Source organism: Gracilimonas amylolytica (assembly GCF_002911695.1).
Classification (GTDB): domain Bacteria; phylum Bacteroidota; class Rhodothermia; order Balneolales; family Balneolaceae; genus Gracilimonas; species Gracilimonas amylolytica.
Genome location: NZ_PQBS01000005.1, coordinates 1 through 18,759 on the forward strand (window position 1 = coordinate 1; position 18,759 = coordinate 18,759).

General features: G+C 43.6%; 13 protein-coding genes. 8 read left to right on the plus strand and 5 right to left on the minus strand.

Features of this window, described 5'->3' with window-relative positions:
• Positions 1–530, minus strand: a 530-nt coding sequence (locus C3B73_RS00375) for an REP-associated tyrosine transposase (protein WP_103663727.1), incomplete at its 3' end; no start/stop codon positions are given.
• A 551-nt stretch (positions 531–1,081) separates the two neighbouring features.
• On the opposite strand from C3B73_RS00375, the gene rsmB reads away from it, so the two are divergent.
• The 6 genes from rsmB (at position 1,082) to lon (ending at position 12,419) form a co-directional block, all read left to right on the plus strand.
• On the plus strand, positions 1,082–2,401 hold the full coding sequence (rsmB, locus tag C3B73_RS00380; protein WP_103663651.1) for a 16S rRNA (cytosine(967)-C(5))-methyltransferase RsmB: 1,320 nt from the start codon (positions 1,082–1,084) through the stop codon (positions 2,399–2,401).
• 94 nt (positions 2,402–2,495) lie between these two features.
• Entirely contained in the window at positions 2,496–2,870 is a 375-nt protein-coding gene (locus tag C3B73_RS00385) for a GxxExxY protein (protein ID WP_232802875.1), read from the plus strand.
• A 55-nt stretch (positions 2,871–2,925) separates the two neighbouring features.
• Positions 2,926–5,622, plus strand: a complete 2,697-nt coding sequence (locus tag C3B73_RS00390; protein WP_103663652.1) for a valine--tRNA ligase — start codon at positions 2,926–2,928, stop codon at positions 5,620–5,622.
• 289 nt (positions 5,623–5,911) lie between these two features.
• Positions 5,912–8,200, plus strand: a complete 2,289-nt coding sequence (locus C3B73_RS00395; RefSeq protein WP_103663653.1) for an ATP-dependent helicase — start codon at positions 5,912–5,914, stop codon at positions 8,198–8,200.
• A 26-nt stretch (positions 8,201–8,226) separates the two neighbouring features.
• Positions 8,227–9,738 (plus strand): DUF5723 family protein, encoded by a 1,512-nt coding sequence (locus C3B73_RS00400; protein ID WP_157939378.1) that lies wholly within the window; start codon positions 8,227–8,229, stop codon positions 9,736–9,738.
• Positions 9,739–9,869: 131 nt separating this feature from the next.
• Positions 9,870–12,419 carry an endopeptidase La gene (gene lon / locus C3B73_RS00405; protein WP_103663655.1) on the plus strand — a complete coding sequence of 850 codons (2,550 nt, stop codon included), beginning with the start codon at positions 9,870–9,872 and terminating at the stop codon, positions 12,417–12,419.
• A 78-nt stretch (positions 12,420–12,497) separates the two neighbouring features.
• Here lon and C3B73_RS00410 read toward each other — a convergent pair whose 3' ends face one another.
• On the minus strand, positions 12,498–12,842 hold the full coding sequence (locus tag C3B73_RS00410; RefSeq protein ID WP_103663656.1) for a DUF6122 family protein: 345 nt from the start codon (positions 12,840–12,842) through the stop codon (positions 12,498–12,500).
• Between the two features lie 106 nt (positions 12,843–12,948).
• On the opposite strand from C3B73_RS00410, the gene rsgA reads away from it, so the two are divergent.
• Positions 12,949–13,854, plus strand: a complete 906-nt coding sequence (rsgA, locus tag C3B73_RS00415) for a ribosome small subunit-dependent GTPase A (protein WP_103663657.1) — start codon at positions 12,949–12,951, stop codon at positions 13,852–13,854.
• A 98-nt stretch (positions 13,855–13,952) separates the two neighbouring features.
• Complete coding sequence (locus C3B73_RS00420) at positions 13,953–15,044, plus strand: DUF6588 family protein (protein ID WP_103663658.1); 1,092 nt, start codon at positions 13,953–13,955, stop codon at positions 15,042–15,044.
• A gap of 96 nt (positions 15,045–15,140) precedes the next feature.
• Here C3B73_RS00420 and C3B73_RS00425 read toward each other — a convergent pair whose 3' ends face one another.
• Genes C3B73_RS00425 through C3B73_RS00435 form a run of 3 tightly spaced genes read right to left on the minus strand, consistent with a single transcriptional unit; the run spans position 15,141 to position 18,666 of the window.
• A complete protein-coding gene (locus C3B73_RS00425; protein ID WP_103663659.1) occupies positions 15,141–15,866 on the minus strand; it encodes an ABC transporter ATP-binding protein in 726 nt (241 codons plus the stop codon).
• A 12-nt stretch (positions 15,867–15,878) separates the two neighbouring features.
• A complete protein-coding gene (locus tag C3B73_RS00430) occupies positions 15,879–17,252 on the minus strand; it encodes an efflux RND transporter periplasmic adaptor subunit (RefSeq protein WP_103663660.1) in 1,374 nt (457 codons plus the stop codon).
• A gap of 34 nt (positions 17,253–17,286) precedes the next feature.
• Positions 17,287–18,666 carry a TolC family protein gene (locus C3B73_RS00435; protein ID WP_103663661.1) on the minus strand — a complete coding sequence of 460 codons (1,380 nt, stop codon included), beginning with the start codon at positions 18,664–18,666 and terminating at the stop codon, positions 17,287–17,289.
• Between the last annotated feature and the right edge of the window lie 93 nt (positions 18,667–18,759).

An 18,759-nucleotide genomic window follows, 5' to 3' on the forward strand; every position in this document is an offset into this window, starting at 1 on the left:
GAGATCAAACCTTCTTCACCCTCGTAATTTAATGCCGATGAATATCGCCAATATAACGGGGAAGAAACGAAACCGGATTTCACCGGATTATAGTGAATGTAATTGATCTTCTGTCTCATTATTTTTTGAGTTGAAACCTGTTTGGGATGAAAACCCTCCTGCCACACCTGGAATTCACTGTCTTTATGATTATCCAGCTTACCTGCCTTAAGTTGGTCTAACGTCCTTGTCTTCTTGTTCGCTTTTAGATAGTTAATAATACTTCGAGCGGTATATGATTTGAACGCTCTGAGTCGGGCAGATAATGCTTTACCCTCTACAACCATATGAATGTGATTGGGCATGATAACATACCCATACAATGTTATATCATGTTCTTCTTGTACATATTTCAGTGCATCGAGTATGATTTCACAAATCTTTGTATCCATGAATAGAGGGTACCACTCAACAGTAGAACTTGTGATAAAATATGGATAGTGGTCTTCGTGAAATTTATAGCGACTTCTTCCTTTGTTGGCTCTTTTTATTTAGTAAGAGCTCTTACACTGCAAATCCTTACAAATTTTCTATAAAAAGATACGTACTGGTTCCGCCGCTCTGCTGCGGAACTTCCATGTGAGGCTCTGCCTCAACCTACTTTTGACTGTAGATTAGATTTTGGGATTGGAGCTTCATTGTATGGACTTAGCCGCGGAGGAGTTTGGGATAGATTAGATCAGTAGCCTTGGCATACATCGTGAGGCAGAGCCTCGGTGGGGCATTACGGAGCAGAGCACCGTAATAAGGTTAATGTATGGCAGGCTTGGCAGGTAGAATCCAACCATCGGTCAGACGGACTTTAGCCGTCAGACCGAGAAATAGCTTATGGTTACAGAGCGACAATATCGATTACCAATAAAAAACCTACAAAAACAGCTTACTTATCATTAGCAAGTCCCGCGTTAAAATTTTATCTTTCGAAGCTATTGAAGCCACATAGGAATATTGGTTTCATGCAACGAATTTATCTATGTGCAGAAGGTGACTACAATCACCTTTTTTTATAGCAGGCAACCACAATTTTAAAAATCTGACTCCTTTGGAAACTGAATTATCAGAACGCTCAGTAAGTGTAGACATTCTCATTGATTTCGACGAAAACGGTCGACTGGATTATTCTAAAGCGGATGAACTCGAAACCCGCGAACGTGCTCAGGTACGTGAATACGTACAGAATATCCTAAGAAAAAGAAGTTATCTGGATTTTTTGATCGATGAATTTTCCAGCGTTTCAGTGGCAGAAATGAAACCGGGATTAAAGAATATTCTCAGGTTATCCATTTATGACATGCTATTTATGGATAGCACGCCTGACTACGCCGCTATCAATGAAGCCGTTGAGATCGCTAAAATGAAACTCGGTTCCAAAACCGGAGACCTGGTCAATGCGATCATGCGTAACCTGCAAAGAGATCGTGAAAATCTTCCTAAACCGGCTTTTAAAGACCGAAACAAGTTAGTTGCCACCACCTTTTCACACCCTGAGTGGATGGTAGCCCGATGGAGAAAACGATTTGGTGAGCGGGAAGCTTTTCAGCTGATGCAGGCTAATAATTCACGCCCTCATTACTATGTTAGAGTAAATAGCCTGCGTACCAAGCCGGAGAATTTTGAGCTTCGCATGGACAAAATGGATGTGGTTTATGAAGCAAGTGACTGGCTGCCTTATTACTATCGTGTAGAATCGGTTCAACCTTTTATTGAAAAAGGGTTACTTGGAAAAGGAATTTGCCTGGTTCAGGATATTGCCGCAGGTTTTGCGCCTACGGTTCTGGACCCGCAACCCGGCGAAAAAGTGTTTGACCTGTGTGCAGCTCCCGGTACCAAATCAATTATGATGGCTGACCTGATGCAGGCGGAGGGTGAGATCACTTCTGTGGACATATCGACCGAACGGCTACAGAAACTGGCTGAAAGTGCCCTGAATTATGGAGCCGAAAATATCAAGATCCGTGGTGGAGATGTTCGTGAAGTCAACCTTGGTCTTGCTGATGCCGTGCTTCTGGATGCCCCTTGTACAGGAACCGGTGTTCTTAGCAAACGTGCCGACCTTCGTTGGAGACGTGATGAAGAAGGACTGAAAAATGCCGTTGCCCTTCAGGAGGAATTACTGGAAGAAGCTGCCAACATGGTAAAACGTGGTGGCCGATTGGTGTACAGCACCTGCTCTCTTGAACCGGAAGAAAATATGGAACAGATAACGAAGTTCCTCGAGAAGTATGACAACTTTGAGCTGGAGCCGTTAGATGATTATCTACCTGAAGAAGTGCTTGCTGAAGATAAACTTTCCTATCAAACACTTCCTCATAAGCATGGCTGTGACGGTCACTTTGGTGTGCTGCTGAAACGAGTGAAATAATTAACCACGGAGGGCACAGAGTGACACTGAGTATGAGTAGGTTTGCTCAAAACTCTATTCCCTTATGTACCGTTATTTTCTAAATATACTATCAATGATACTTTTGGATGAGCTTACTGATAAAGTGATTGGTTCAGCCATTCGGGTTCATAAAGAACTTGGCCCCGGCTTGTTGGAATCTGCTTACCAAGAGTGCTTATTTTATGTTTTGAGAAAAGAGGGTCTACTGGTCGAAAAAGAAAAGCCTATTCCAATTAAATTTGAAGACGTGGAACTTGACTGTGGCTACAGGATCGACCTCTTGGTTGAAAAAAGATTAGTACTTGAACTAAAAGCAGTTGAAAATCTTAATAAAGTTCATTTTGCCCAAGTTCTCAGCTATCTGAAACTAGGAAATTTTCCACTTGGGTTGCTTCTAAACTTCAACGTTTCGTTGATGAAAAATGGCATTAAAAGAGTAATTAATTAATAATTCTACCACTCTGTGCACCTCAGTGCCCTCTGTGGTTAAAAACATTGTTGACTTGAGTAAAGAAATTCCCGCACAATACGACGCCTCCAAAGTTGAGGATAAATGGTATCAGCATTGGATGGAAAACAATTATTTCCATTCTGAGCCGGATGAACGAGAATCTTTTACCGTGGTCATCCCTCCTCCCAACGTTACGGGTGTGCTACATATGGGACACATGCTCAACAATACCATTCAGGATGTACTGGTCCGCAGAGCTCGTATGCAAGGCTATAATGCCTGCTGGGTGCCCGGAACCGATCATGCATCCATTGCTACTGAAGCTAAAGTGGTTCGAAGACTTCGTGAGAAAGGCATCAAAAAAAGCGATCTCGGAAGGGATGAATTTCTGGAACACGCCTGGGATTGGACACACGAGCATGGCGGCATCATTCTGGAACAACTCAAAAAATTAGGAGCCAGTTGTGACTGGGATCGTACCAATTTCACAATGGATCCCGAGTATTCCGAAAGCGTCATCGATGTATTTATTGACCTGTTTGAGAAAGGAAAGATCTACCGCGGTGCAAGGATGATCAACTGGGATCCGGCTGCCAAAACCGCCCTTAGTGATGAGGAGGTTATTCATAAGGAAGTCAATTCCAAGTTGTATCACATCAAATATAAGATCGTTGGCGAGGATGACTTTGTCACGATAGCCACGACCCGGCCAGAGACACTTCTTGGTGATACTGCGGTCTGTATAAATCCTGGGGATGAACGTTTCACACACCTTCACGGAAAGAAGGTCATAGTTCCTTTGGTAGATCGTGAAGTACCGATCATTCAGGATGATTATGTGGACATGGAATTTGGAACCGGTTGCCTGAAGGTAACTCCGGCTCATGATGAAAATGACTACAATCTCGGTCAAAAGCACAACCTTGAAACCATCAACATGCTGAATGAAGATGGAACGGTCAGTGAAGACGGTGAGCTTTATATCGGGATGGACCGCTTTGAGGTTCGTAAACAAATAGCCAAGGACCTGGAAGAAGTCGGACTCCTGCTGAAAGTAGAAGATTATAAGAACAAAGTCGGTTATTCGGAACGAACCGACGTTGTGATCGAACCGCGACTATCCCTTCAATGGTGGGTTTCCATGAAAGAGCTGGCACAACCTGCCCTCGAAAACGTCATGGACGACACGGTTGAGTTTCACCCTGCCAAATTCAAGAATACCTATCGCCACTGGATGGAGAATGTACGTGACTGGTGTATCTCCCGTCAGCTTTGGTGGGGACATCGGATCCCTGCTTATTATTATGGTGAAGGCGATGACGAGTTTGTAGTGGCTAAAACAGAAGAGGAAGCCCTAACAAAAGCACAGGAAAAGTCAGGCAATAAAGATCTTACAGTATCGGACCTCCGTCAGGATGAAGATGTGCTCGATACCTGGTTCTCCTCCTGGTTATGGCCGATCTCTGTTTTTGATCCGAAATATATCGGAGAATATGGGGAGCGAAAGCCGAATAAGGAATTAGATTACTACTACCCGACCAAAGACCTGGTTACAGCCCCTGAGATCATGTTCTTCTGGGTAGCCCGAATGATCATTGCCGGTTATGAGTACATGGACGACAAACCGTTCGATAATGTGTATTACACCGGTATTGTGCGTGATAAGAAAGGCCGTAAAATGAGCAAGAGCCTCGGGAATTCTCCGGATCCGATCGAACTGATCAGCAAATATGGTGCGGATGGAATTCGCATGGGAATGCTCTTTGCTACACCTGCCGGAAACGACCTCCCCTTCGATGAAAAGCTTTGTGAACAAGGCCGGAATTTCAGTAATAAGATCTGGAATGCCTTCCGCTTCCTGACTATGAATATGGAAGAGGGTGCGGATTACGAGCCGACTTCGGAGATCAACGAAGAGGATATTTCCGATCGTTGGATGGCTGCCCGTATTCAGGAAACCATTTCCGGGGTGAATGAAGATTTTGATAACTACAAGCTGAACGATGCGATCAAGAAGATCTATTCACTCATCTGGGATGACTTCTGTGACTGGTACATTGAATTGGCTAAACCTGAGGAATACGGACAAAATATTCCAAAGGAAAAACTAAACACCGCGCTCGGATTTTTTGAGCAGCTCATGAAACTCCTCCATCCTTTCATGCCATTCATCAGTGAAGAGATCTGGCAGCATATTCAGGAGCGTTCCACTGAAGAAGCCTTATTGGTTACTGAATGGCCCAAAGTGGATGAATCCCTGATGAGTAAAGATGATATTCAAACCTTTGCGGTACTTCAGGAAATGGTTTCATCACTGCGAAATATCCGCTCTGAGGTCAACGTATCGCCAAAAGAAGATTTAAGAGTCTTCATCAACACGAAAGACGAATCGACCGCTCAATCAATTTTAGCGAACCGAATTGTGCTGGAAAAACTGGAAAGCATTTCAAGTCTTGAAGTAGGCACACGGGTTGAAAAGCCCAAGGTTTACTCCTCCTCTATGGTAGATGGAAATGAGATCTATGTACCGCTGGAAGGACTCGTGGATTTTGAGAAAGAGCGTGAGCGTATCCAAAAAGAGATTGACCGGCTGGAAGGTTTCCTGAAAGGCATAAACGGTAAATTAAACAATGCCGGATTTGTAAATAATGCTCCGGAAGCCGTCGTTGATAAAGAGAAGAAAAAGAAGGCAGACACCGAAGAAAGCCTTTTAAAACTTAAGGATCAGCTTAAGGATTTTGAAAGTTGAGTTGGAGGAAATCAGACTTGACAGCCCCACTCACATCCCCCTGAAAAATCAGCACGCTGATTTTTCGGTCCCTCTTCAAAGAGGGAATTATTCCTAGTGGATTTTAGATGTAGTATCGACCTGTTAGTTTTGATCATTTTAAATCTTAGTATCAAGTAATTCTCCCTTTGAAGGGAGACCGCTTTGTTGCTTCAGCAACCAAAGCAGAGGGATGTGTGTCGGAAATAAATTTAACTTATGAGTTGTAAAACCCACTTCCGTTTTCCACTAGAGTGGTAAATTATATTTTATGAAAACATTTTCACTTCCATCTGAAGAACCCAAGGGCCGGCCTGATTTTTTGGCTTCATTGAATAAACAGCAGAAGCAAGCGGTAACGCATACCGACGGCCCCCTGCTGATCGTAGCCGGAGCCGGTTCAGGAAAAACACGGGTTCTGACCTATCGCATTGCATACTTACTTCAACAATATAAAGCCGCTCCTGAGCAGATCCTTGCGCTGACCTTTACCAATAAGGCAGCCCGTGAAATGAAAGAGCGAATCCGAAATCTGATCGGTGATAAGGCCACTAAATTGTGGATGGGTACCTTCCACTCTATCTTTTCAAAGATCCTGAGATTTGAAGCCGATAAGATCGGTTATGGATCAGATTTCACCATTTATGATTCCAATGATTCACAAACGGTGGTTAAGCAGATCCTTCAGGAATTGAATTTCGATCCAAAGGAGATCAAACCGAAAACCATCCACAATAAGATCAGTGATTCAAAGAATCAGCTGATCACTGCCGATACCTTTCAGGAGAAATTCATCAGCAGTACACTGGATGATATTACCGCACGGGTCTATAAGATCTATAATAAACGGCTCAAACAAAGTAATGCCATGGATTTTGACGATCTGTTGGTGAAACCGATCGAGTTGTTTCAGAAGCATCCTGAGATCCTTGAGAAGTATCAGGACCGGTTCAAATATATCCTCATCGATGAGTATCAGGATACTAACCATGCACAGTACAAAGTCACCAGGATGCTCGCCGATAAGTATGAAAATATTTGTGTGGTTGGGGATGATGCCCAGAGTATCTATTCGTTCAGAGGCGCTGATATTTCCAACATTCTGAACTTTAAGGAAGATTATGAAGATGCGACTCAGGTTCCTTTAGAGCAGAATTACCGGTCCACCAAAGCAATTCTGCAGTGTGCGGATTCCATCATCAAGCAAAACACCAAACAGCTCGATAAAACCCTGTGGACCGAACAGGATTACGGAGAGCGTATTACCCTTCTCGAGAATTTCGATGAACGGGATGAAGCCAATCGTATTGCCAGTCACATTCAAAACCTGAAGATGCGAGAGGGATATAAAAACAACGAATTTGCGATCCTTTACCGCACCAATTATCAGTCGAGGGTGTTTGAAGAGGCTTTGCGACGAAAGGACCTGACCTATCAGTTGGTGGGCGGACTCTCTTTCTACCAACGTAAAGAGATCAAAGATGTACTGGCCTATCTGACCCTTTTGGTGAACCCGCACGATGAAACCAATCTTTTAAGGATCATCAATGAGCCGAGTCGGGGAATCGGTAATAAATCCATACAGGATCTAATAAAACAAGCCCGTGAAGAAGGTTCATCCATCTGGAGCATTATTCAGAATGTTGAACAACTTGATGTGTACAAGCCGGCCAAAGCCCGGGTGCGTGAATTTGTGGATATGATCAACAATCTGCGGCACAACCTTGAAAACGGAGCCACTCTGACCGATACCACCCGATCTGTTCTTGAACAGTCCGGCTACATGCGGGCATTGGTGGAAGAGAATTCCCATGAATCCATGATGCGGCGTGATAACATCATAGAACTTCAGAATGCGATCTCCTATTTCGAGAAAGGAAAGTCTAATGCTTCCCTAAGTGCCTTTTTACAGGAAATAAGCCTCATTACGGATCAGGATAAATTTGACGAAAATAAACCGGCCATTACCTTAATGACCGTGCACGCTTCCAAGGGACTCGAATTCCCTGTGGTCTTTATTGTGGGTCTTGAGGAAAACCTATTCCCAATGGGGGCACGCAATAATTTTGATGTGGATATAGAAGAAGAACGCCGATTATTTTATGTGGCAATTACCCGGGCCGAACAACGTTTGTACTTCAGTCACTGCAGAAGCCGTTTTAAATTTGGTGAAGAAACCCGGCAGGCGCGATCCAGATTTTTGGATGAAGTGGATCCCGGCGTGGTTCAAACGGAAACCGGTGCCACCATCACCCAAAAGAAAGATCGGTTCAATAATAATAGTAATTCCGGTTCCTCAAATTATGAAGTAGAATACGACTGGAAACAAGACCAAACGAAAAAAACGTATAAATCTCCCTCTGCCACGATCCATTATGATTATGAGGAAGGTGAGGATCCGTTTCAGGTGGGCGTTCATGTTTTGCACAAAAAATTTGGTCCCGGTAAGATCATTTCAAGAACGGGATCAGGCACAGATGCAAAAGTTGTTGTATTTTTTAAGAACAGAGGACAAAAGAAACTCATGCTAAAGGCGGCTCCTCTTCAGGTAATAGATTAGTTATTTTATCAGCGAAGGAAGGTTAAATGAAGCAGGTTTTAACAGCACTGCTTATTATGTTATCAGGATATACCCTGGGCCTGGCCCAGCCTGTTCTAACTCCCCTAAACATGGCTTTAGGAGGTGGCGGAAGTACCTATATCACTGATTTCAATGCAAATTTCTACAATCCCGCTAACCTTTTGATCCTTGATAAGGACAGAACGTTTACCGTAGGACTTGGTGTCTCAGGTGTTTATGCTGATCAATTGATCAACCATAAATCGATCACAACTCAATTTGATCACATCAAAGATCATTTCGAGATCTACCGGCCCGGAACTCTTACAGTTGACAATACCCAAAGGCAGCACATTTTAGATAATAATTACCCGGGGCGTTCAACCCTTTCAAGCAACAGGGTCCGGTCAGATATCACGCTTGCAGGAGTAAAATGGCACCGAAACGACCGCTCTTATGCCATTGCTTTGAGAAGCCGAACTTCCAGTTCCTATAATGTCGGGCTTGGGTGGTTTGATACGAATTACAAGACCAACTCTGAAGGCCAAGACCTGGTGGACCGTTCACTCATCTATCGCCGGCAGAGTATGTACGAGATCTCATTTGGATACTCAGAATCCTTTGACTTCTTAACCGGATTAACCTCACGGCTTGATAACTTTATAATTGGTATAGCACCAAAAGTGATCATTGGAACCGAATACGAAAATGCCGAATGGAATAACGAGTACCGGTCGGTTAACAACACCTCCGCAGAACGCACACAAAGCTTTTACTACAGTGCCACAGGGGAACATGCAAAAGCAACAACACGGTATTTAAACGGTAACACGATCAGACAGTCGAATCAGGTTTTTACTAAAGATCCTTTTGATATAAATGGAGTTGGTGCCGGACTTGATATCGGAGTTACCTATTTGGTTTCACTGGGTGATGACCTCTCCGCCATCCGAAGAGACGGTCAACCAACACGACGCTCACTTAGGGTGTCATTCGCTATGACCGATATTGGATTGGTTTCATACTTTACCGATGACCTATCGATATCAACCCCATCTGATACCACACAAAATGCGACGCTCCCAACCACCACGGCCAATGAATCCTTCAATGGATCAAAAGGTCAATATCTTCATTTTATAGATATGTTCGGTGAGTCCGATCCATTTAGCACGAGCCCTACACCTGAAGATAATACCTTCTCTACCCTGTTACCCATGGCTCTTCACGGCGGCGCCTTACTTGAAATTAACCGACTGAAACTGATGGCGGATGTCAGCGTTGGCCTTACCAACAACGCCTTCAACTCAACCAAACTGATATCTTCTTTTGGAATGGAATTACGTCCATTTTCTTTTTTACCTCTGCGTGGCGGAATCAGATTTGAAGCACAAAGACCGGATTTCATAAGTGCAGGTACCGCTTATGAGAGCGAGCGATTCGATATTTCCGTTGCGGCTATGTTTAAACCCAATTCCCTGTCAGAGCGACCTTCTTTAACGGGAGGCGTGGTTTCCGCACTGCGAATTCATTTTTAAAGACTGACACTTTGCCCTACTTTCCTGACAGGCAGCGGGTACATATGACGGTTTGTTTCCATGCCATAAAATGGCTTTGTATTTGCCTAATGAATAAAAACAAAAAAATCTTTTTTTAGAATAAACAACCTATGAAACAACGTTTTGAGCTATTTCAAAATTTGAGTGATTCTGACGACAATTTCGATGATTTTGAACAGGCAATACCGTTAATGTCTGAGGAAGAGGAAAGAGAGCTGACTGAAGCTGAAATTCCTGAATCCCTCCCTATTTTACCCCTGAAGAATACCGTACTGTTCCCCGGAGTTGTAGTCCCCATTACTGTTGGCAGAGATCGATCTTTGGCCCTGGTAAAGGAAGCCTACGAAGGCGATAAGATCATCGGTGTGGTAACACAAAAGAACGAGGATATAGAAGAACCCGAATATAAGGATCTTCATACGGTTGGAACCGTTGCCCAGATACTTAAATTGATCAAAATGCCCGATGGCAGTAAAAGTATTGTCATCCAGGGTAAATCCAATTTCAAGGTCAAGAATTTCACTCAAAGTAATCCTTACTTCAAGGCTGATGTTGAACCATATCCTAAAGAAATGGATATCGAGGGAGTTGAACTTGATGCCTCGGTTCGCAACATCAAGGAAACAGCGGCAAAGATCATCAATATGTCCCCGAATATTCCTTCGGAAGCCTCTATTGCCGTTGATAATATCAACAGCCCGACCTTCCTGCTAAACTTCATCTCCTCTAACCTGAATGTTTCGGTAAATGAAAAGCAGACCCTGCTTGAAATCCGAAAGTTCTCAGACAATCTGGACAAGGTCATGGAATTCCTTGAGAAGGAAGTTCAGGTTCTTGATATGAGCGAGAAGATCCGGACAAAAGTAAAATCTGATATTGACGATCAACAGAGGGAATTCTACCTCCGTCAACAGATGAAAGCCATTCAGGAAGAACTGGGTGAAGATGCCGAGCAGCAGGATATTGAAAAGCTGCGTGAGCGTCTGGCTAAAAAGAAATTACCTAAGGAAGTCCGTGAAACAGCTGAAAAGGAATTACAGCGTTTGGAAATGACTCCAAGCGCCTCCCCTAATTATGGTATCATTTACAGTTATGTGGAATGGATCCTCGACCTGCCGTGGAATGAATTTTCCAAAGATAAGCTGGATCTTGAATTTGCCCGTAAAGTGCTCGATGAGGATCACTATGGACTGGAAAAAGTCAAAAAACGTATTGTTGAGTACCTGGCCGTATTGAAACTGAAAAAAGACATGAAGGCTCCTATCCTTTGTTTTTATGGGCCTCCGGGTGTTGGTAAGACCTCACTTGGTAAATCCATTGCAAGAGCCTTGAATCGTGAATTTGAGCGATTCAGTCTGGGTGGTATCCGTGATGAAGCTGAAGTACGCGGTCACCGCAGAACGTATATCGGTGCCCTTCCGGGACGAATCATCCGATCCATGAAAAAAGCAGGAAAAGGTAATCCTGTGATCATGCTGGATGAGATCGATAAGGTTGGAGCTGATTATCGTGGTGACCCTACCTCTGCCCTGCTGGAAGTATTGGATCCTGAACAGAATGATACCTTCACTGATAATTACCTGGAACTGGAGTATGATCTTTCCAAGGTCATGTTCATCGCCACGGCAAATTCATTGGATACCATTCCGGCTCCTTTGCGCGACCGAATGGAAATAATCAATATCAGTGGATATACCCTTGAGGAAAAGACACAGATTGCCAAGAAGTATCTCATACCTAAACAGGTAGAGGAAAACGGACTTAAAGAAGATCAGATCACGATCTCTGATGAAGCCATTGAACGTCTTATCGATCAATATACCCGTGAATCCGGTGTACGAAACCTGGAGCGTCAGATCGCAGGTGTTTGTCGTGGTGTTGCGGCTAAGATCGCTTCAAACGAGATCGAGAAGTTTGACGTGGGTGTAGATGATGTTGAAGAATTTCTTGGTAAACGCAAATTCTTCAGTGATGCCGCGGAACGGACTACCGTTCCAGGTGTGGCTACCGGTATGGCATGGACCCCTTATGGTGGTGACATCCTGTTCATTGAGGCAAGTGTCTCAAAAGGTTCCGGAAAACTTAATATCACCGGTCAATTGGGTGATGTCATGAAGGAATCAGCCATGCTGGCGGTTTCATATCTGAAAGCACACTCTGATGAGATCGGGATCCCGGAAGAAGCCTTTAAATATTGGGACCTTCACGTTCACGTACCGGCTGGTGCGGTACCTAAAGACGGTCCATCTGCCGGTGTTTCGCTGATGTCTGCTATTGCCTCTATCTTTACACAAAGGAAAGTAAGAGGAACGATCGCCATGACGGGTGAGATCACCTTGCGTGGACTTGTTTTACCTGTTGGAGGTATCAAGGAAAAAGTATTGGCAGCCAAACGGGCCGGCATCAAAAAAGTCCTTCTGCCCAAGAAAAATGAGAAAGATGTAGCTGAGATAGAAGAAGATGTACTTGGTGACCTGGAGGTTCAATACCTTGAACGCATGGATCCCCTGCTGGATGTAGTGCTTGAGGATAAACCTGAGATCGAACCGAAGGAGTTCTTCAAAGTAAGTGACGCACATAAAGCTGCTGTTTCCGGAAATAATGGAAAACTACCTGACGACGTAGAAGTAGCAAGCAGAGATAGTAAAAAGGATCAGTGATCACACTGATCACAGAAATTCAAAAGGCGAGTCTTTACAGACTTGCCTTTTTTTATGGGATAGAGTTCAAAGTATGAATCAAACCCAGCAATCTATGGCATCCAAAACCATATGGATGATCAGTCCAAGACCTGCCAACTCAACGATTTCCAACCTGTCGTGTGTAATTTTGGTATCTGATCTTTTTTTGTAGTACAAAGGAATCAGAAACATCAGGCCATAGAAAAAGATCGCTTCATAGGTATGTAGCGGATGAAAATCGATCGAGCACCGTGTCGGGTCATAAATAGGGTCAGCAAGCAAATGGTCCACATCAACCGCCATCGTTATGATCATGATTAGGGAGGCAAACTTCCATCTGTTGTTGTAGCAAGTAAATCCGATCAGGATAGGAATGATAAAGTGCAGAATTATGTGGATCATTCTCAAAAATTAGCCTAAATATGATCAAGAGTCCATTTTATAATCTCTTTAGTCATTACTTATGATTTGTTCTTGTTAATCCCCTCTTGTTCCGTATTTTTGGCGCATGCAAAAAGGAAGAGTCATACAATCAACCGGCAGCTGGTATCTTGTGGATACCGGGGAAGAAATTGTGGAAAGCCGTTTACCCGGTCGTTTTCGCCTGGATGAAAAGGAAGTGACTAACCCTGTCACAGTCGGTGATCATGTGGAAATATCTGTAAATGAAGATGGCACCGGTAACATCGAGCACATTGATACCCGGGAAAATTACATTACACGACAGGCCACACACGGTAAACGAGGTGAACAAATACTGGTTTCAAATCTTGATCAGGCATGCGTGGTTCAATCCATAAAAAAACCTCGCTTAAAAGAAGGGTTCATTGACCGCTTTCTGGTTACCTGCGAGGCATATGAGGTGAAACCTGTGATCATCATCAACAAAATGGATCTGGCTAAGCAAGGTGGCAAAGAATTCGCTCAGGAATTAAAAGTACTATATACCGGTCTGGGATATACGGTTCTGTTAACAAGTATTGAAGATAGTAATTCACTGGAAGCCCTTAAGGAACTTCTGAAGGACAAAACCTCTGCTTTTATTGGACCTTCCGGAGTCGGTAAAACAAGTCTCATCAATGCCGTTGACCCCAATTATACGCTTAAAACCGGTGAGATCTCTGATTTCTCCAACAAGGGCAAACATACCACTACCTTTGCTCAGCTCATCCCCCTTTCATTTGGTGGATATATAGCCGATACGCCCGGAATACGTGAATTTGGATTGGTGAACATTGAGCCGTGGGAGCTGTCTCTCTTCTTTCCTGAAATGCTGGAACCCCGGGAACATTGTAAATTTCATAACTGTACACATAACCACGAACCTAAGTGTGGAGTGGCCGAGGCTTTTGAGAACGGAGAAATTGCAACCAGCAGATATCAGTCATACCTGAATATGCTGGACTCATTATGACAAATTCGTAACGTTTCAGGTTATCTCAACTCTTAATGTTGTCTCTATCTATAATTACAGATATTACACGTAACAAATAATAACTATCAGGTGAATCTATGCTACACTTCTACAGACGTTTTCTAAAAATTGGCTTTTCTTGTATGATCATGGCCTTTATTGCAACCGGAACGGTATATGCCCAACTGGGTGATATTGGAGCTTTCCTCAGAGCGGGTGCAGATGATGCTTCCATTCTGACCAAGGAATACCTCAAACCTTTTCCCACCGGATTTGGTACCGGTCTGAACGCAGGCTGGAGTGAGGAAGCAGCTCCAAAAAAGAAACTTGGGTTCAGTTTACAGATCCGTTCTTCACTGGCTATTGTCCCATCTTCTGATCAGGAATTTGATATTTCTACACTGGGGTTGACCAATATGGAGGTAGCTCCGGGAAACAGCCCTATCACTCCCACTATTGCCGGTAATGATTCACCGGGACCTGAAATGATCGTTTCGGACGGTAATGGGAATGAGCTCACTCGGTTCAACATGCCGGAAGGAACCGGTTTCGCATTTGTGCCTGCACCTACCATTCAGGCTAACATCGGATTGATCAAGAACACGGATATCAGTATCAGATATTTTCCTGAAACCGACATCAGCGATTTTGGAAAATTCAGCGTATTTGGCGGAGCCATCAAGCATGATATCACCCAATGGTTACCCGGTGGTAATGTTCTGCCTGTGGATATCTCAGTGATGCTTGGTTACAACAAAATTGGTGTTGATGCCGGACTTGAACTGCCCGCAGACGGTACCCGCGACCCGAATGATCCAAATCTGACCTCAAATCCTAACCCAGACTTTAGTTCACAGGAAGTGGTTACAGATACCGAGACCTTTGTGTTGAATGCACTGGTGGGTAAATCTTTACCTTTTGTAAGTGTATATGGTGGTTTGGGATATCAGAAAGCGACCTTTGATCTGAATATGAATGGAGACTATCCTGTTCCGTCTTATAACCCTCTTACCCCCGGTGATGATTACATCGTAGTTTCAGATCCCATTGGGTTTTCAATGGACAGTGAGACTTCGGTACATGCCCTGGCAGGATTCAGACTAAAACTGGGCTTTCTTGCTATCTATGGTGAAGCGACCCTTGCCAATTACTTCACGGCAAATGCCGGTATTGGATTGAGCATTAGATAATTTGATGAAATAAATTCCGTATAACAAAAAAGGCGCTGAATCAGCGCCTTTTTTTATGTTAAGTAATTTCTATGTCAGTTACGGTTCAACAGTAAGTTAAACAGCTACCTCCATATGTTCGAGAACAGGATTTTCAACTTTGGTATCCGATTCGATCACACCATCGCGTAAGCGAATGATTCTACGGGCATGATCTGCTATTTCCTGCTCATGCGTTACCACGATCAATGTATTCCCCTGTCGGTATAATTCTTCAAACAGCATCATGATCTCTTCCCCGGTTTTGGTATCAAGGTTACCGGTAGGCTCATCCGCCAGAATAATAGAGGGATTATTAACCAGGGCTCTTGCAATAGCCACACGCTGACGCTGACCACCGGATAATTCATTTGGCTTGTGATCGATCCTGTCTCCAAGGCCTACTTTGGTCAATACATCTCTGGCGCGTTCTTTACGGTCAGCTGATTTCATTCCGGAATAGATTAGCGGAAGTTCAGCATTGGCCAGACAGGACGTTCTCGGCAACAAGTTAAATGTCTGAAACACGAAGCCGATCTCACGATTTCTGACCTCAGCCAGCTCCGCATCATCCATCTTACTTACATTACTTCCATTCAGTATGTAATCGCCGGATGTTGGGGTGTCCAGGCAACCTATCATATTCATCAGGGTCGATTTCCCAGATCCCGATGGGCCCATGATAGCTATATATTCGTTTTCAAGAATATCAAAGGTCACACCGGCAAGGGCATGTACTTCAGTCTGCCCCATCTGGTAGACTTTTCTTAGATCTGAAATTTGTATGACAGGCTTTTTGGACATAATCTGATCCTGTTAATTATTTATCGTTTTTGAATTATTTACTGTAACCTTATCGCCGTTTTGCAACTGATTAGATAGCATGCGGTAACTTCCCGTGACAATTTCTTCACCGGTATTCACTCCGGCCAGTATTTGTATGTGGGTATTATCACTGATACCGGTTTCAACTTCTTTACGCACCGCTTTTCCATCTTCAACTACAAATACGACCTTTCGGATATCTTCCTGTTCAATCATCATGTCATTGTCCTGATCAGAAGCCATGATCATTTCAGCTTCATCACTGTTAGTTTCAGTTGAGTCGGAGTCCAGTGCAAAATCTCTAACGGTCACCGACTGGATGGGTACAGAAACCACATTTACAGCGGTTTGTGTTTCAATATCAACGGTGGCCGACATACCTGGTCTGAAGTTTGGAACGAACATCTCTTCAGGATCTTCCGAAGCTTCGGTTCTGACCATTTCTTCAGGACTGCTATCCAGATTGTGAGGGGTTGTAATTCGAACTTTAACCGAGTAATTGGTCACCTGTTCGTTAGTTCCGCTTCCCGTAATTCTGGCGGAGTTAGCAATTTCTGTTACCACACCTTTGAACATGCGTTCAGGATAGGCATCCACTTCAATACGGGCAGTATCAGCAAAATTCACGTTTACGATATCGTTTTCGTTCACTTCAACCAGTACTTCCATTCGATCAAGAAGAGAAACACGCATCATTTCGGTACCTGCCATCTGAGAGTTTCCTAACACTCGTTCCCCCTCTTCTACGGCAAGACCGGTTATCGTACCATTTTGTGGAGCTCTGATCACCGTTTGTTCCAATTCTTCACGAGCCTGACGAAGTTGTGCTTCGGCACTTTCGATCTGATATTCAGCTGCTTTCAGACTGGCTTTCTGAGAATCATACTCTGATTTGGTTTGAATGTATTCCATTTCAGAGATCAGTTCTTTCTCATATAATTGCTTATCTCTTTCGTAGGCCGCCTCAGCTCTAATGAGAGCAGCACGGGTTTGCTCAAGCCGAGCCTGCTGAGTTAACAGTGCCGCATTCAGGTTATCGATCTGGGCCTGGTAAATATCGGGTTTGATACGAACGAGAAGATCTCCCTGACGCACAAAATCACCTTCCTTTACCGCCAGTTCTATGATCTCACCTGATACATCCGGTCTGATGATAACCTCAATTTCGGGCTGAACTTTTCCGGAGGCCGAAACCAGTTGTGTGATCGTTTTAAGTTTAGCCGTGGCTGTTTCTACTTCTTTACCTTCATTGGTATTTCCAATGACACCGGTGAATCGCAGAGTCAACCCTACCGCAATTACAATACCTAAAACACCAAGTATCCAGAAAAGGGGTTTCTTTGCAGATGATCTTTTATTCGACATATGTGTACCTAACCTGTCAGTTCGTGTGCGTTAATTAAAATTCTACGGTCTCACTACTGAGTTTACCCAGATAATAATCCAGAAGTTTTTCCTGGAAGATGAGATTGTAAATAGCTTGTGTATAGTCAGACTGAGCACTTACATAGTTGGCCTGAGCCTGACTTAATTCGATCAGCGTGCTCGACCCAACATTATAGCGTTCCTGCTGAGTTTCGAAGGCGCGTTCGCTGGCTTTCAGTGATTTCTCGGATGCAGATAACTGCTGAACGTAAGAGCTGTAATCGTTATAGGCCTGTGTTACTTCCTGAATAACCTGCAATCTGGAGTTATCAAGATTCAACTCAGCATTCTTGAGCTGAACTTTGGTTGACTGAATGCTCGTCATACGGTTCCAGTTCTGGAACAGTGGAATACTTACGGAAAAGCCAAGTGAACGGTTAATACGCTGATCAAAGAACTGATCGCTGAACCCAACACTTTCGCCAAGTACTGAGTATTGATCACTATATGAACTTGAGAGTCCAAAGCTGGCGGAAACCGATGGATATAAACTTCCTTTGGCTATACTTAGCTGATAATCTAAGGTTCTGATATTAGCAATAGCACTTTTCAGGTCAGAACGGCTAAGTAAAGCCTGATCGATCAGTTCACTTAGAGAGTAACTTTGCATACTGGCTGATGATACTTCTGCTTCAATTTCCGGGATCTCAAATTCATAATCTCCCAGAGGATCGATCTGAAGCTGACGGATCAATAATAATTTGTTGAACTTCAGGGTGTTTTCCTGTTGGGTGAGCAATAACTCATCGTTGGCTACCTGAGCCTCTTGATTGTACAGATCAACCGTTGGTCGGGATCCTACTTCCACCTGAGCCTGAACCTGCTCTAATTGCTTGCGGGAATTTTCAAGATTTTCCTTTCTGATCTCCAGCAGCTCCATGGCTAACAATACCTGCAAATAGTTAGAAGCAGTATTAAAGATCACCTGCTCTTTTGCTCTTTGAAAACTTTCTTCTTCAGATATCTTAGACTGCTGACTCGCTCTAAGTGAATTTATATTCTCAAATCCCCTGAATACCGGAATATTGGCACTCATATTACCTGAGATCGATTTTGAAGTGATATCAACAAATGGGTCAAGGCCTTCACTAAAACGATCGGAAATAAACTGCTGACCGGTTCTTCGTGAACCGTTGATACTGCTGTTCACGGACGGAAGAAAATCTGCATATTCACTTTTTACCCTGTATTCAGCCAGGTCCAGATTATTCTTAGCCTGCTTTAGCTGATAGTTATTTTCAAGAGCAATATCTATGGCTTCCTGAAGTGTGATGGTGCGCGAGTCTTGCGCAACGGCGCTGTGGGTAACAAACAGCAGAGCAAATAACAGTAATGATGGTAAAAATCTTTTCATGATTAATATTCGATTTGTGTTGACAGGTTGGTACACGATAATGGACGAAAATAGTTACACTTTAGTTGCCCTATTTTCGAAATTTATATCCTT

Coding starts and splice junctions, on each gene's coding strand:
- C3B73_RS00385 (WP_232802875.1), top strand. CDS start 2,496: ATGATACTTTTGGATGAGCTTACTGATAAAGTGATTGGTTCAGCCATT.
- C3B73_RS00395 (WP_103663653.1), top strand. CDS start 5,912: ATGAAAACATTTTCACTTCCATCTGAAGAACCCAAGGGCCGGCCTGAT.
- C3B73_RS00400 (WP_157939378.1), top strand. CDS start 8,227: ATGAAGCAGGTTTTAACAGCACTGCTTATTATGTTATCAGGATATACC.
- lon (WP_103663655.1), top strand. CDS start 9,870: ATGAAACAACGTTTTGAGCTATTTCAAAATTTGAGTGATTCTGACGAC.
- C3B73_RS00410 (WP_103663656.1), bottom strand. CDS start 12,842: ATGATCCACATAATTCTGCACTTTATCATTCCTATCCTGATCGGATTT.
- rsgA (WP_103663657.1), top strand. CDS start 12,949: ATGCAAAAAGGAAGAGTCATACAATCAACCGGCAGCTGGTATCTTGTG.
- C3B73_RS00420 (WP_103663658.1), top strand. CDS start 13,953: ATGCTACACTTCTACAGACGTTTTCTAAAAATTGGCTTTTCTTGTATG.
- C3B73_RS00425 (WP_103663659.1), bottom strand. CDS start 15,866: ATGTCCAAAAAGCCTGTCATACAAATTTCAGATCTAAGAAAAGTCTAC.
- C3B73_RS00430 (WP_103663660.1), bottom strand. CDS start 17,252: ATGTCGAATAAAAGATCATCTGCAAAGAAACCCCTTTTCTGGATACTT.
- C3B73_RS00435 (WP_103663661.1), bottom strand. CDS start 18,666: ATGAAAAGATTTTTACCATCATTACTGTTATTTGCTCTGCTGTTTGTT.